General features: G+C 41.6%; 12 protein-coding genes and 1 pseudogene. 10 read left to right on the forward strand and 3 right to left on the reverse strand.

All coding sequences use genetic code 11. The features are described from left to right. Positions 1 to 257: 257 nt before the first annotated feature. Positions 258 to 747, reverse strand: a pseudogene (locus AC5V8P_RS04100) (kanamycin nucleotidyltransferase C-terminal domain-containing protein); the annotation flags it as partial. Between the two features lie 501 nt (positions 748 to 1,248). Continuing rightward, positions 1,249 to 1,758 (reverse strand): translation initiation factor IF-3, encoded by a 510-nt coding sequence (gene infC / locus AC5V8P_RS04105; protein ID WP_063212964.1) that lies wholly within the window; start codon positions 1,756 to 1,758, stop codon positions 1,249 to 1,251. Between the two features lie 172 nt (positions 1,759 to 1,930). Between infC and AC5V8P_RS04110 the strand changes: the two genes are divergently transcribed. The 9 genes from AC5V8P_RS04110 to AC5V8P_RS04150 all read left to right on the forward strand — a co-directional run bounded on the left by AC5V8P_RS04110 (position 1,931) and on the right by AC5V8P_RS04150 (position 11,904). Further along, positions 1,931 to 2,926 (forward strand): ABC transporter substrate-binding protein, encoded by a 996-nt coding sequence (locus AC5V8P_RS04110; protein WP_064798166.1) that lies wholly within the window; start codon positions 1,931 to 1,933, stop codon positions 2,924 to 2,926. Then, positions 2,923 to 4,971, forward strand: coding sequence for an iron ABC transporter permease (locus AC5V8P_RS04115; protein WP_064798167.1), 2,049 nt, complete (start codon positions 2,923 to 2,925; stop codon positions 4,969 to 4,971). Before AC5V8P_RS04110 ends, AC5V8P_RS04115 begins: the two co-directional genes overlap by 4 nt. A gap of 130 nt (positions 4,972 to 5,101) precedes the next feature. After that, positions 5,102 to 5,413 carry an ArsR/SmtB family transcription factor gene (locus AC5V8P_RS04120; RefSeq protein ID WP_063212961.1) on the forward strand — a complete coding sequence of 104 codons (312 nt, stop codon included), beginning with the start codon at positions 5,102 to 5,104 and terminating at the stop codon, positions 5,411 to 5,413. 74 nt (positions 5,414 to 5,487) lie between these two features. Next, positions 5,488 to 6,663, forward strand: a complete 1,176-nt coding sequence (locus AC5V8P_RS04125; RefSeq protein WP_064798168.1) for an MFS transporter — start codon at positions 5,488 to 5,490, stop codon at positions 6,661 to 6,663. Between the two features lie 234 nt (positions 6,664 to 6,897). Next, entirely contained in the window at positions 6,898 to 7,422 is a 525-nt protein-coding gene (locus AC5V8P_RS04130; RefSeq protein ID WP_064798169.1) for a hypothetical protein, read from the forward strand. Between the two features lie 133 nt (positions 7,423 to 7,555). Continuing rightward, positions 7,556 to 8,011: a GNAT family N-acetyltransferase gene (locus tag AC5V8P_RS04135; RefSeq protein WP_064798170.1), complete on the forward strand. Its 456-nt coding sequence runs from the start codon at positions 7,556 to 7,558 to the stop codon at positions 8,009 to 8,011. 222 nt (positions 8,012 to 8,233) lie between these two features. Continuing rightward, positions 8,234 to 9,553 (forward strand): helix-turn-helix domain-containing protein, encoded by a 1,320-nt coding sequence (locus tag AC5V8P_RS04140; protein WP_064798171.1) that lies wholly within the window; start codon positions 8,234 to 8,236, stop codon positions 9,551 to 9,553. A gap of 474 nt (positions 9,554 to 10,027) precedes the next feature. After that, entirely contained in the window at positions 10,028 to 11,395 is a 1,368-nt protein-coding gene (locus AC5V8P_RS04145; RefSeq protein WP_064798172.1) for a helix-turn-helix domain-containing protein, read from the forward strand. A 104-nt stretch (positions 11,396 to 11,499) separates the two neighbouring features. Then, on the forward strand, positions 11,500 to 11,904 hold the full coding sequence (locus AC5V8P_RS04150; RefSeq protein ID WP_064798173.1) for a hypothetical protein: 405 nt from the start codon (positions 11,500 to 11,502) through the stop codon (positions 11,902 to 11,904). Between the two features lie 835 nt (positions 11,905 to 12,739). Here the strand turns inward: AC5V8P_RS04150 and AC5V8P_RS04155 are convergent. Continuing rightward, complete coding sequence (locus AC5V8P_RS04155) at positions 12,740 to 13,684, reverse strand: MBL fold metallo-hydrolase (protein WP_063212957.1); 945 nt, start codon at positions 13,682 to 13,684, stop codon at positions 12,740 to 12,742. Between the two features lie 229 nt (positions 13,685 to 13,913). Between AC5V8P_RS04155 and AC5V8P_RS04160 the strand changes: the two genes are divergently transcribed. Further along, complete coding sequence (locus AC5V8P_RS04160; RefSeq protein ID WP_064798174.1) at positions 13,914 to 14,321, forward strand: MerR family transcriptional regulator; 408 nt, start codon at positions 13,914 to 13,916, stop codon at positions 14,319 to 14,321. The last annotated feature ends 5 nt before the right edge of the window (positions 14,322 to 14,326 follow it).

Consider the following 14,326-nt stretch of genomic DNA (forward strand, 5'->3'; position numbering starts at 1 on the left):
CGTATCGTCTTTTCATACGAAAAGTTTACCATTATTGATACTCGAATCATAGTTTTATAGTTTGAAGACACGCTCTAAATCAAGTGATTTAAATTTTAAATATTTTACAAAAAATATAGCGCAGCTTGTCTGCAAAAAGGATCTCATCCGCTTTGAAGAAAAATGAAAATCCCCCTTAATGAAAGAGGGATTTTGCATATCGAAAACAGGGTATTAGCGTAAGCGAATTTGATGCAAACTTTATTGTCGATTAATAATGGGATGCGTTGTGAGTTCAGATGATAGTCATGTTCGACAGTCCAGCTCACAAGACCGCTCCAAAAATTCCCACAGGCTGAGATGATCTTCGTAGGTTCAGCCAAGTCACCGGACATGACCAGCTTAACTAAATGCTCAAACCCTTGTGGACGACTCGGCAGCTCCAGCGCCTCTGGTAGAGCCATTGAACCCGTTGAGAAAGGTTTCTGATTGTGTAACCCAACTAACATAGCCCCATAGTGGGCAAACTGCATGATCAAGTAAGGCAAGTAGGTATGAGGGCCATTTATCTGGACATTTCTAAGCTTTCCAATAAACTCATACATTTCACCTACAAGCACTTCGTTGATTGCATGCCTGAAATCTTCTGTTGTTGGGGATTCGGCCGCTTCTTTTAATGTAGAAAAATATTCTTTAGGATCAATATAGACGAAGTGGGGAAAAGAAGGGTCCATGTGTCAACGGCCAGTCGCCCTCAACAGTAGAGGCATATTCTATTTTATCAGTAGCGTGGTGACTTATGAAATCCTTTGTTAAGAGAACTAGAAACATTACGGTCAATAATTTTCTTTTTCATTGTGTGATTAATGAAATGCCTAGCAGAGATTTTGTCAGTCTTAGAATATACTCTTCAAAAACTTCATTCTTCGAAGTGAACTTTTCTTGGAAGGAGAACTGGTGCATCAACCTTCAAAAACCTCATATGTGTGCTCATATTATTAAATATGCCATAGCACATGGATGGGACTACAGCCAAGAAAAGCAACAGATGACAATGGATCATGCTGATTTTCTTATAGCCGAACTAGGCTTAGAAGAATAATATTGAAGCGTTTGACCATAGCAAATGATGTAACCACATCAAACCAGTCCGTTCTGTTTCAGCAGAATTGTACGAATGATAAAAGGATAATCATTTATAAAAGAGGACCCAATAGGCCCTCTTTTTCATACGGACTAAGAGACTCGTCCAATCTACCAATTCACCATTCAGCGAGGGTTTAATTTCACCTGCGAGCCCTTGCCGCCTGTCTGGATTCCAGTTTCCTTCACACCAACTTCCTTCAGATCGCCCAGTAGACGCTCCAGCAATGCTTTGGCGACGGGTGCTTCTTTTGCGCCTGAAGCCTTAACGACCAACTGCACCGGTTTACCAGAGCGCAGCTGTTTGTCTGCCTGACGCAGCTTCGTGTCGTAATCATGTTCCTCAATGTGAGCCGTGAAGCGAAGCTCCTTGACCTTTTCTTTACCGCTGGCGGCTCGTCCGTTGTTAGTTTTGCTCGCTGCTGCTTTTTTTTGCACAAGTGCCTTTCCCTTGCCTTTTGCAACCAAACTGCACGGTGGTGGACTACTCATCAGTGAGGTGCAGACTAGATCCGCTCCTTGGGATCGGGCCATAGCCAAGGCTTCTGACTTGGAGACAACACCTAGATTCTCCCCAGAGAGTCCAGTAAGCACCACCTCATCAGCTTTAATTTGCTCGTTGATTAATACTGCCACTTCAATGTAGCCTCCCTAGAAACAATGATACAGCTATCATATACGGAACCTGAGTGCGATTCAATTGAACTTCGATATATCCTTATTGACAAAAATCACTAACCCCTATACTCTTTTACTGATAATGATTATCATTTTCTAACGCATATACATACAGGGGTGATTGAGAGAAATGAAAAAGATGTTAAATAGCCTATTGTTATTTGTAGTTTTTGCAATTGTATTGGCAGGCTGCGGTTCGGCTGGGGATAACTCAAAGACAGGAGGTGCTCCAGGGTCTAAACAGGCATCTACAGCGGTTGGTCCAGTAACGGTAAAGGACGACCATGGTGAGGTGAAACTGGACAAACCAGCAGAACGGGTCGTTGTACTCGAATGGACGTTTACCGAAGATCTGATTGCACTTGGCGTACAGCCAGTCGGGAACGCGGATAATGCAAATTACAAGCTGTGGGTGACACCAGAGGCGAAGCTGGCTGATACCGTTACAGATATCGGTACACGGAGCGAACCCAATCTCGAAGCGATTGCGGCACTCAAGCCAGACCTTATTATCTCTAACGCCGATAACAATGCAGCGATCTATGCACAGCTTAAGGGGATTGCACCAACGATTGAGTTCGATCCTTACAAGGGGAACGGCTATGATTATGATCGTATGGTCGAAATTTTCAAGCAAGTTGCCGTGGCTACTGGTAAAACGAAACAGGCTGATAAAGTTTTAAGCGAGCTTGACCAGCACTATGTGGAGGCAAAGGCTACATTGAAGAAAGCGGGCAAAGCTGACTTTCACTATGCGCTGACACAGGCCTTTACAGCTCAAAATGCTGCCAGTCTGCGAATGTTCAAGGATAATTCGGTTGTAGCGGGAACGCTCGCGAAAATCGGGCTGGTGAACGACTGGAAGTCGAACCAGACTGAGAAGTATGGATTTAGTACCGTAGGCATCGAAGCTCTTCCAGCTGTACAGAACAGTAATTTTATCTACATTACGCAAAAGACAGACGATGTATTTGGTGCTGCAATGAAGAACAATTCAGTATGGAACGGATTGAACTTTGTTAAAGAAAAACGCACCTATCCGCTAGACGGTACAACTTGGACATTCGGTGGCCCAATCTCATCGAAAGTACTGGTTGACCAGGTAGTTGGGGCTCTGACGAAATGACCCGAACGGACACAACGGGTTTATCGAAGACTTGGCGTATAGGAGGCATCTTTGGGGGCGGATTGCTCGTCCTCATCGTGCTTTTTTTTGTCAGCTTGTGTTATGGGGAAGCTCCGATCCCGCTACATACAGTCATCGAGGCGTTGACCCAGCGTCAGGATACGCTGGAGCATAACATGGTGTGGGATCTCCGGATGCCGCGCACGGTCATCGGCATCCTGGCCGGCGGTGCGCTTGCCATTGCGGGCGCTTTGCTTCAGGCCATTACCAAAAATCCACTGGCGGCTTCTGATACCTTAGGGATAAACGCGGGTGCCTACTTTGTGGTCGTACTGGGTGCGGTGATGTTTCCTAGCTTGCTGCACCAGGCGCCGTTTCTATTTGCCGCTGCTGGCGGTCTGCTCGCAGCGGTGCTGGCTTACTTTATGGGCGGGGGAAGAGCTGGAACCCCGATTCGGTTGGCGCTGGCAGGCTTGATCGTATCCATGGTTCTCGGTTCGTTTACCGGAGCGCTGCATATTTTTTATTCATTTGAAACCCAGGGACTGTTTCTCTGGGGTTCCGGCTCACTGGTGCAAAACGATTGGAGCGGGACGACGTACGCTTGGCCTTGGGTTGTAGGACTCTCGGTTATTGCTGTTATGCTGTCAAGGCAGTTTGATGTGCTGGATCTGGATGAGTCCACATCCACGTCTCTTGGACAAAAGGTTAGCCTGACCCGGGCGGTGGGCATTGTGCTGGCGGTTCTGCTGTCGACCATTACAGTCAGCGTCATTGGCCCGATCGGGTTTGTAGGTTTGGTAGCTCCGCATTTGGTTCGCTTGAGCGGGCTGAAAATGCATCGGTGGGTATTGCCCGGTTCCTTCCTATGGGGGGCATTGCTGTTGATCGGCGCAGATGTGCTGGCGAAAATGGTTCACCAATCAAGCATGGATCTGCCAACCGGAGCGGTCATGGCCTTGATCGGGGCACCTTGGTTGATTTGGCTGATTCTGTGGAAGATGAAGCTGCCGTCCGGTGTCGGCGGACAGTCTTCCATGAACATAGGTGTGCGCTCTCGGAAATTACCGTTTGGCCGGCTGGTTACATTATTTGCGTGCTGTGCCGTGCTGCTAACGGTATTCAGTCTGATGTTTGGAGGCATGCGCATTCCGGTGGGGGATTTGCTGACCGGCCTGTTTGGCGGGGAGAGTGCGAATTCTGCTTTGCTTCAATTTAGAATACCCCGCACGTTGGTAGCGGCCGGAGCTGGTATCGCGCTTGCGGTCAGCGGCGTCTTGATCCAACTAGCGGTTCGCAATCCCTTGGCAGATGCCTCGATCATCGGGGTGTCTTCAGGGGCCGGTTTCGGCGCGCTTGCAGTGATTATTGTCTGGCCTGGGCTGCCTATTTATATGCTGCCTATCGCGGCGATTGCCGGGGCGACGGTGTCGGCAGCGGTAATCTTCTTCTTGTCGTGGAACAAGCAATTAAACCCGTCTGTGGTCATCCTGCTTGGTATTGCCGTATCTGCCATCGGATCAGCCGGTATTCAGGTACTAATCATCCAAGGTTCGCTCTGGGGTAGCACAGGCTATATCTGGCTGACCGGTAGTACCTACGCTCGAAACTGGGGACAGGTGGCGACCATCCTGATCTTCCTGCTCATGTTGTTGCCAGTAGCGTGGTGGCTGGCTCGTCGTTTCGACCTTTTGGTATTTGACGATAGCAGTGCCATGGGTCTGGGACTTCCGGTGCGCCGCACCCGGCTGTGGGCGATGGTAGTGGGTGTGCTGCTGGCGGGCGGAGCAGTAGCCTGTGTGGGCACCATTGGCTTCATCGGGCTGATTGCCCCGCATATCGTGCGTACGTTAATCGGACACCATGTACGTCGTTCCATCGTTCTGTCGAGCATCTTGGGAGCGGTCATGCTGGTGCTGGCGGATACGATTGGACGGACAGTGCTTGCGCCGACTGAAATTCCTTCTGGATTGCTGATTGCACTGATCGGTGCACCGTATTTTCTATACTTGATGTATCGCTCCAATAAGAGTAAGTCAGTGTAACGGAGGATTCACACGAATAGGCTGTTTCCCAGCGGATTTTCCGTGGGGAAGCAGCCTTTATTATTTATTCTTTTACGCCATCATGGGGCTTTATATTTACAAATCTAATAAAATAGATATAATGTGATATATGGAACCATCATTGATTTATAAAGCTTTGTCTAACGAAACTCGTCGTCTGATTATGCAGTGGTTAAAAAAACCGGAAGATTATTTTGATGAGCAGGCTTATTTAAAGCAAGGGCTTAATTTTCAAATTGGTGTATGTGTGGGAGATATTCAGGCCAAATCGGGACTTGCACAGTCTGTAATTTCAAGTTATTTATTAACGATGCAAAAATCCGGTTTGTTAGAGTCTGAGCGGATAGGGAAGTGGACGTACTATCGTCGGAATGAAAAAACAATACAGGAATTTGCCGAGTACATCCAAAAAGAACTATAAACAGAAAGGATTTTTTTTTCACATAACATATCTATAAATCTATATATATAACTAAATGGAGGCTTATACTTAATATGAAAAAGGTTAACCCGTTACTTATTCTCATTTTAGCTTTAGGCGTGTTCGGTATTATTACAACGGAAATGGGGATTATAGGCGTTCTTCCCCAAGTAACTCAAAAATTCAATGTATCAGCTGCCCAGGCTGGTTGGCTCGTCAGTATATTTTCTTTAGTGGTTGCCATCTCAGGCCCGTTTTTGACCTTACTCGTTTCTAGCATGAATCGTAAAGTTATTCTTTTAGTCGCTGTATTCAGTTTTGTTATTTCAAATATTGTCTACGCCTATACTACTCATTTTGAGGTCATGCTCATTTTTCGTGTTCTCCCTGCTATATTTCACCCTGTTTTCTTTTCGGTTGCCCTCGTGACCGCATCTCATCTTGTCCCCCCTGAAAAGAGCAGTAAAGCCGTCACCAAAGTTTTTGCCGGAATTACGGTAGGCTTTGCTTTTGGTGTGCCCTTGACTTCTTATCTTGCTGAGAAGATAGCGTTAGAAGCTGCTTTCTTGTTGGGAACTGTCGTGAGCATGATTGCATTTATTGGAATACTCATATGGCTTCCTTCCCTGCCAGTTCAGGAAAAGATGTCTTACGGCAAACAACTTGGTATATTACGCAAGCCTCAATTATGGTTCAATATTGTGTCTGTTATTTTTATTTTTGCAGCTATGTTTTCAGTGTATAGTTATTTTGCCGAATATCTTGGAAAAGTAACTCTGATGAACGGATCATGGATCAGCATAATGCTGATGGTCTTTGGAGTCGTTATGATTTTTGGAAACTTTTTATTTGGAGGGTTATTACATAAAAATCTGACCAAGACCGTCATCACGTTCCCGTTGCTATATATGGTCATTTATATATTCACTTATGCTCTGGGTACATCTTTCCTACCAATGATCATGGTTGTACTCATTTGGGGAGCCGTGCATTCAGGAGGGCTTATTATTAGCCAAGCATGGTTAACCACTGAAGCGACAGAAGCTCCAGAGTTCGGTAACAGCCTGTTTGTCTCCTTTTCTAATCTGGGTATTACGATAGGGTCTGCTATCGGCGGGTGGTTTATCTCTCACTTGGGCATACACCAGCTCATCTGGAGCGGACTCATGTTTGCGCTGCTAGCATTTTTATCTATCACGATAAAAATAAAAATGTTCAAAGCAAATGCAACGGAAGCGAACGTGCGTTAAAATATGGAGAGACATGAAAAGAAACTCTACACGATGACCATAAAATGATGCATGGGGTGAGGTTAATTGCATATTGAATGGACTTCGGTTTTAATAACATTTTTAATAGTCAGTGGAATCTTCGCGTTGCTCATCTGGGGAGTGATATCCTTAATTAAGCGTTTTCGCTAATCACAATCAAGAAGTAGATATCTCTAATTGTTGAAAATTATATTATCTAAGGGGAGGAGTCTGGTGAACATTCGAATGTATCACGATCTGGAAGCTCAATTGGAAGAAACGATTTGGGCTCTTGGAGAGGAAGCTGCTCTTGCACTCCCATTAGATAGCAGCATAGCTGAGGAAAAAGCACAGAAGGCTTGGGATCTCATCCCCGAGCCTAAGCATACATGGGGTATTACAAGTGTAACCTTGCATCTGTATGTTCAAATTCTTAATTATAACAGTCATATGCAGCGATCCATAGAGCTTTTAAATGAGGAAATTTTAGACTTGGAGAGTGCGGGGGATCGGATTATACATGCGGGGCCTTACATTCAAATGGCGGAAACGCTTCTTCTTCAGAGCAAGCCTGCATTAGCTCATGAATATCTCCAGAAGGCCTACTCGATTGGGAGTGCAAGAGCATTTCGGGATCAACCCAAGCTGTATCTCGAAATGGCGAAAAGTAAAGCTCTGGATAAACAGGATATATTGCTTCGATTTAAGGCGTTGGATGTGAATGCCCAACTTTTGAGCGAACTAAAAGATAATCCGTAACGAATGTCATGGTCTCATCTTTTACATTTGACGAGGACGATTCGAGACCAACGTAAGCCACTACCCCGGATTTCTGGATTGAATTAATAAGTGGGAAAATTCGGGGATAACCATACATACAGGAGAGAAAAGAATGAATATTAGACTGCTTGATTCAAATGAAAATTATCCGTTAGAGCTCTTGTTACTAGCTGATCCGTCGCGCCAACTTGTTGAGGAATATTTGAAAAGAGGGCAGTGCTATGTAGCAGAAATGGACCATCAGATGGTAGGAGTCTATGTACTCTTACCGACAAGACCCGAAACAATGGAGATAGTGAATATAGCAGTTGCAGAAGTCATGCATGGTAAAGGGATAGGCAGACAATTAGTAACCCATGCCATTGAAACAGCCCGGACGCAAGGCTATAAAACGTTAGAAATCGGTACAGGAAACTCTAGCATTGGACAGTTGGCTCTTTACCAAAAATGTGGTTTCAGAATTGTGGGTATTGATCTGGATTTCTTTGTCAGACATAACTATTCAGAAGAAATTTATGAGAATGGCATACAGTGTAGAGATATGATTCGTATGTCTCAGGATTTATAAAATTTGATTGTTGTGCAAACCTTTTCAATACATCTTAAGTAAGGTTCTGAAAGGTATATGATATTGTTCCAAAAGATGGTACAATGAACTGCGGAAAGGCTATACAATCATTGGATTGCAATAGTCCTTTTTTAATGAGTTGATATCCTAATAAGTTCCTGATAAGGGGTGGTTACTTTGTACAACACAACAACCACGATACTCACAGAGATAACAAAACATATGAAAGATCATGATTTAATCCTAAGCGATCTAGCTAGAGAAGCTGAAATGAATCCGGGCACCATGAGCAGTATTATTAATGGAAACCGCACACTTTCAGTCGATCAGCTAGATCGAATTACACAAGCGATGGGCTATCCCGTTGGTTATTACTATGAACGCTACGTGTCTGAGTATTTAACAGAGGCGAATCCGAATTGGCGTCGAATGAGTCCTTTCATACATAACTGTGCAAGACTCAATAAATTAGACTGTATTCATGAAGTTGTTAATTTATTGATGGATAAACTAGGTTATTCAGAATCTTTATTTGAGCTTGCCGAACAACTTTTTAGAGAAGGGCTTTACGAAGCGGCAACTATTCTATATGAGAATGTGGCTTTAAGTGAGAAAAAGCAATATTCAGAACGTCTGGCTATGTGTCAGTACCGTTTGTTCCATACAAGGCAAGGAGATAATCAAGAGAAAAACTATGAAGCAGCGGTTCAATTTGAAATATACGTTGATCGGCTAGATGAGATAGAACAGTTAGATGCATTAAAAGATCTGGCGAATACATACCGTTCGTTACGAAAATGGGACAAAGTAGAATTATTCGCTAAAGTTCTGGGAGACAAAGCTAAAATTCAATATAACATGGAGCAACAACGGCAGCCGTCCAAGAGAGAAAATACTAAGAAACCAAGCTTTCCTCTGTTTGCTTATTGGGCTTTTTCTCATTTGCTTCGCACACAAGTCTGTGGTGAAAAGAAAGACTATGAACGGGCATTTTATCATATCAAAAAATATGCTGATTTAAGTTGGGTTAAAGATAATGATGAACAAACATTGAATTGGAAAAACAAGTATGAGGATTGGGCGATAGTAAATACGTATGTAAATAAGCTTCTTTCAGGCGAAGAGAGCGTACTTTCCGAGTATGTGGCTTATATTTCTTCAAGAAAAGATGAGATTCTTCCAGCACTTGATAATATACTTGAGGCGGCTAATCGATATCATTTTGATGTAGACGATATTTTAAAGCAATTTGAGGAGGATATTGTATCTTATTTGGAGCAACAAAAAATTGAAGGTTTTTATACTCAACGATTCATAACAGAGCGTTTTATACATTTTTCTAAGGAATTAGCAGTCTACTTTTTGACTAAAGGAAGATTTTCTGATGGCTTTAAATTTTTATTAAATTGTTTGGAAAAATCTACATTTAGCAATAATAAATCGTATATAATTAAATGTATGAGGCTGTATGATTCTTTTCAAAAGTATGCATCCGTTGAGACAAAGAAAGCGTACAGAAAATTGATTAATGAGGTGGGATGAAGGTGGAGCGTAGAATAATTCTAACCTTTTTAGCAACCAGCGTTATGTTAGTAGCGATAGTGGCTGCTTCCTTACAATTTCATGATCAAGTTTCTAGTTATCAACCAACATATCATGGCGAAATGTAATTATCTCAACAGGAAAAGGGGCGCTTGATATTTAAAGCAATTAAATTGTACAGCACATTAAACTAAATGGACGATGGAACAGGTTAGATGGAATGATCCGTCTAGCCTTTTTATTATCTGTTTTGCTGTATATAAGCAATATGAGGAAATCTTCTTTTGAGAAATATATGTAAAAAGTGCAAAAATGTTATGTGTGTTGTTGTAAGCAAACTGAAGGGTGTATGGCTTTGTTCTAAAGACGACAATTATCGTTGATAAAGTAATCTTTACTAACGATTTCTCTATTACATCGTTTAACTATATATCATATTCCGAATCTACATTGAAAGGAAAGGGTGGTATATCTATGGAGATCACACCTACGATTAGAGCAGAAGTTCAAACTTATCTGATACGGAGAAGTTTAACCATGACCGAGTTTGGTCACATGATTGATTTGAATGTAGGTACAGTTAGTGGCATCGTGACGGGTAACCGATCTATTTCTGTTCACCAGCTAGATCGTATCACTATGGGAATGAATCTACCACCAGATTATTTTTATGAACGTTATATTGTTGAGTGTATTGAAGAAGAACCGCTGAACTGGCGAAGAATCAGCCCTTTTTTATACCGATGTGTGGAGCTAGGACGACTTGATTGCTTGCGAAGAGTTGTAGGTATGTTGCTAGATAATCCTGTTTATCTTCCTTCACTTTTTGAAGTAGCCGAAGATTCTTTTAAAAAAGACTATACTGAAGCAGCGGCATTCCTTTATGAAAGTGTGGCAGAAGGGGAAAGGTATCAGTATTCAGAACGATTGGCCGTTTGCCAGTATCGATTGTTTACGATTCGTATAGGAGACGATCAAGAGAAAAACTATGATGCCGCAGTTCAATTTGAACCTTACGTTGAACGGTTAGATGAGATAGATCAGTTAGAGGCATTAAAAGACTTGGCGAATACATACCGTTCGTTACGAAAATGGGATAAAGTAGAACAATTCGCTAAAGCTATGGGAGATAAAGCGAAAATTCAATACAAACTGGAACAACAGTGGAATCAGCTGAATAGAGAGAATTCGAAGAAACCAAGCTTCCCTCTGTTTGCTTATTGGGCATTTTCTCATTTGCTTCGGGCAGAAGCTTGTGAAGGAAGGAAAGACTACGAGAAGGCACTTCAGCACACTTATGCTTATTCCGATTTGAGCTGGGTAAATGCTACAGATGAAACTGCTCTGAAATGGAAAAAAAAGTACGAAGACTGGGCAGTAGTAAATACGTACTTAAATAAGCTTCTTTCTGGCGATAAGAGCGTTCTATCTGATTATGTAGCTTATATTTCTTCAAGAAAAGATGAAATTCTTCCCGCTCTTGATATTATGATTGAGGCAGCTAACCGATACCATTTTGATGTAGATGATATTTTAAATCAATTCGAAGAAGAAATCATATCCTTTCTGGAGCAGAAAAAGGTTGAAGGATTGTATACTCAACGATTCACAACAGAGCGATACACTCATTTCTCAAGGGAATTGGCGATCTATCTTTTACGTAAGGGGAGGTTTTCAGAAGGTTTCACATTTTTGTTCAGTTGTTTGGAAAAGTCTGCTGAAGCTAATAATAGAATACAAGCAATCAGATGTATGAGACTGTTCACACATTTTAAAGAACATGCATCTGCTCACACGAAGGCAGTCTATGGAGAACTGATTAAAGCGGTTAACGAAGAGTAAGTTGATCCCACCGTTCCTAATTGCGGATCAACAGGTCCTCACGAGGAATCTGCAAATATAATGCTCTCAAGTTCAAAATCACAGCCATTAGAAGGAGTAAGAGTATGAAGACAGATAAAATAAATGATACCTACTATGCTGGATTTGAAGGAGAACCAGAAATAAGAGTGACTTATACAAATTCAGATGAAAGCTATGTATTGAAGATATGGAATGGATACTTTGAAACATTATTGGGCTGCTTGATTCAAATAGAGTCTGTACAAAGTAATATACTAAGTGAGTATGATGCTCACGAAGGCTGGTATGAGGAAAGTCCGTGGGAAGTGAAAAATATTAGAGAGACTCTACGCTTGTTTGATTCATTTGATATTAAAAATTTGACCGAGGAAGAAGCGAAAAGTTTGACTAATATATTACCTGTACTTCCTGGCCTTAAGGACAATATAATTATATTGTTACAGAAAGCCATCAATAGAAACGGCAATGTGTTCATTGAGTATGATTAATATTTTATAAGCTTGCGCCTTTGACATAAAATGGGGACAGGCTTTTTTAAAATAGTTAGTCAATCAAATAAAGGGTCGAGTTTCTGAATACAGCAAACAACAATATCATATGATAAAATGGCTGTGCCTCGATAGGATAATATAACTTGAGTAGGGGCAAGCTTAAAGCGGAGCTATCTGTGACGCCGGATTTGCTTTGAAACGTCAATAAAGAAAAGGAGCTATTGCGATTGAGCGGCTCCTTTTGCTTTAGGATTATTCTGGGGAGTCTACTTACTTATTTCCTTTTATACATAAAAAAACGATTGTATAGACCAGTATATACACTTGTGAAGGTCACTGAACTGCAGGAGAAACGAAAATGAATCAGGATTAGTAACTGTTTTACTAACAACTTTTAATGAGAAAGAGGAGGTAGTGTTTGAAGGGGATTTGACAGTTTTAATAAGAAAATAAGACAGACAGTCAATCGGGGGTTTTTGTGTTTGAATAGTTAATGAGCACAACAAACATTTATAAAAACAAGCAATGCTGGTTCAGTATTGCTAAACCTGCTATTGTTCTCTATGAAGTGTCTAAAAGTTAGCACTCCGAAGGATTTAATACCCAATCGAAATCAATGCTATAAATTACTACAAAAACGTTAGATCAAAACACCAAAGGAGCAGTCATGCCAGTCGGCAGCGGCGCTGCTCCTTTTTATTAAGCTAACGGACAGGTTAACCTAACAAGCAGACTGCCAATTACGTTTGAAAATACCCAAACGTGCTGCCGGGTTGACATTCAGAACTGGTCTTGTAAATCTGGTGGAGTTAAAGGGAGTGCTAGTTGTGTCTCATCTATTATTTTGAACAAGCATTGTATTGAAGAGCCAGCGAAAATTCCATCTGAAATACTGAGCTAGATGCCAATCTTCATAGCCATTTAATACACCTTCATTTAACCAGTAAGACTCTGGTTTTCCGCTCGTCGCAGCTTCAGAGACATAAGCGATCGTTTTTTCTAAAAAGCGAATGACATCTAGGATTTTATCTGGAGTGGACACATCTCCATGCCCGGGAATGACAGTATCTACCTTCAGATCTCTTTGAATGCGTCTAAGGATGCGTATCCAAGCGTATGGATTACCGTGTGGCATGACCGGAATCGTCTTGTTGGTTATTAAATCACCAGCAATCAAGGTTCGTTCTTCAGGCACGTAAATAACGGCATCGCTTAAAGAATGGCCGCCTCCGTAGGATAAAACTTCGACAGTGCGTTTTGCTCCTTTTATAACTAGTTTATCGTCAAAAGTTATCGTGGGTATCACCCTACGAAGGGAAGGGATAGCATCATACAGGGCTCTCTGCACGGAAAGATCATAGCCGATTTCGGTTAACATGTGCGGATTTTTTTCTTGTGAACGTACTTGATGTAGGCTATTTATTAACTTCTGAATGTTTTGTTGCATTAGATCAATATTCACTTTACCCATTTCAGATAGCAAATCTCTTGTCCAAACGGTAGATATAAAATCACTTTCCATGAATTCCTGATTGCCGTTGACATGATCTCCATGAAAATGGGTATTGATCACATATTTAATTGGTTTATTCGTTAATTGTTCTGCGGTTTGACGTAACAAAGCACCAGAATGCGGTAGGTTGGTTGTGTCCACAACAACGGTCAAATCCCCAATGTCAATAATAGCCGCATTCCCCAGCGAACCACTACCAGGTACCGAAATAGCACCCCAGATACCTTCCGCTGCTTGTTGAATCGTGAAATATTTGTTGTTCATTGTTTATGCCTCCATCAAAATAAGTTTGACACCATTTCCTTTTATCTTTAGTTTTTTTATGTTTCATGTATATCAATTAACAACTTTAGCTTACAATTTAGAGTCAACTAGAAATCAAGCACAAATTTTTGAAATGAAGTTAGAGGTGCAAATATCGACTTCGAGTTGACTTAAAGATGTATAATAGTTTTAAATTTTGGTTTAGAAAAAAGGAGTGACATAAAAAACAATGCTTACTATAAGTCAAGTATCAGAAAGAACGGGGCTAACTCCTTATACGATTCGCTATTATGAAAAAATTGGAGTGCTACAGGAACCAAATCGAAGAAATGGAAGGACACGCATTTATACCGAAAGTGAGGTTTCATATATACAATGTTTAATTAGATTAAAAAAATTGGGATTGTCGCTTGAGGAGATTACGGAATTTACTCGTGACGGATGTGTACTGGATAAAATTCAAAAAGGAGAAGAAGTTGCTAATTTTACTCCTGCCTTACATATACGGATAGAAATTCTTGAAAAGCATCTGGTGGAACTGAAATCCAAGCGGCAGGAACTTGAGTGCATGATTTCCCTTGCTAACGAGAAGATAGCCCTGTACCAAAAACTTACGAAAGACGATATAGTAATGTAGAAGAC

The organism is Paenibacillus sp. N119s (assembly GCF_059447605.1).